Below are 1,141 nucleotides of genomic sequence, written 5' to 3'. Positions count from 1 at the left end.
GGGTTGAGGCGCTCGCCCGCGGCGAAGCGCGATCGGAGCCGGCGAGACCCGGGCGCGGCCCGGATCCGCCGGCCCGGCGCGCTCAGTATTGCGTGCCGGTGAAGCGGCAGATCGTCTTGCAGCGCGGGCCGCCGTTACCCTGCCAGGACTTCGCATGGCCGATCGACCCGGTCATGTCCTGGGTCGGATTCCCCCCGGACCGATGGACCACGATGTTGCAGGGGTCGCTGGCGGTCCGCTGATAGCGCGGGCAGGACCTCGACTCGCGGTTGCCCAGCAGATCCATCAGCGTTTCCGCCTTGACGTCGGCCGGTGCGCTGACCGCGCATGCGGAGGACAGGATGAGTGCAGCAATGCAAGCGAATCTCGGCATGTAGATGCTCCTTTCCGCGCCGTCTCCTGCAAATCCGAGCGGCTTATGCTCAGTTAATCATCAGAATTCAGCGATTATGTGCGGAACATCACATCGATTGATCTTATTTTAATCCCGGGATTGACAGAATATTTTTCTGGATTACTCGGCCGACTTGATCGTTGCGCATCCGGTCGGGCGAAGGCCGGGTCTGCGGTCGTGCGAGCGATCCGATCCCCGGTTGCTCCGGCGGCCGCTTTCGCGCATCCCGGGCGCTCGTCCAGGAGGCCCGACACGCATGCGCCTGCGCTCCGATTTCTGGGTCTCGGCCCACCTGCGCCGCCTCGGCATCGAGGGCATCCCGGCGGTCCAGCGGCGGCGCGGCTCTCCGGAGGCCGGCGCGATCTTCGTCAAGGTCGACCGCCTCGACGGCACCGCCGACCTCTACGGCCCTGCCCCCCAGGCCCTGTTCGAGGCCGAGGAGAGCGGCGACCGCCGCTTCACGGCGCTCGTCACGGGCGGCACGCCGCTCGACGTCGAGGAGCGGCTGACCAAGGAGATCCGGTTCGATTCCGATCTCTGGATCATCGAGATCGACGATCGGGAGGGGCGGCATTTTCTGGAGCTGGCGGAGTAGCTTGGCCGTTCACGAGCCAGGATTTCGCCAATAAAAAATTCGAATAATATTCGTATTACTCGGTTCAATACTGCCCACCGGATTCAGGGCGAAGCGGCGAGCGATCGCCCCGCCCCGATCCTGTCGCTTCCCCTACCCCCACAGCTCCGGCT

General features: G+C 65.1%; 2 protein-coding genes. One reads left to right on the top strand and one right to left on the bottom strand.

The genetic code is table 11. The annotated features are described in order from the left end of the window. Nucleotides 1–82 precede the first annotated feature (82 nt). Nucleotides 83–373: a hypothetical protein gene (locus FV228_RS30405; RefSeq protein WP_147857813.1), complete on the bottom strand. Its 291-nt coding sequence runs from the start codon at nt 371–373 to the stop codon at nt 83–85. Between the two features lie 277 nt (nt 374–650). Between FV228_RS30405 and FV228_RS30400 the strand changes: the two genes are divergently transcribed. Next, nucleotides 651–989, top strand: a complete 339-nt coding sequence (locus FV228_RS30400; RefSeq protein WP_147857812.1) for a DUF1491 family protein — start codon at nt 651–653, stop codon at nt 987–989. The last annotated feature ends 152 nt before the right edge of the window (nt 990–1,141 follow it).

It is taken from the genome of Methylobacterium sp. WL18 (assembly GCF_008040015.1).
Lineage (GTDB): Bacteria > Pseudomonadota > Alphaproteobacteria > Rhizobiales > Beijerinckiaceae > Methylobacterium > Methylobacterium mesophilicum.
Note: the sequence above shows the minus strand (reverse complement) of the source record. Positions and strands in the feature narration are given on the sequence as shown.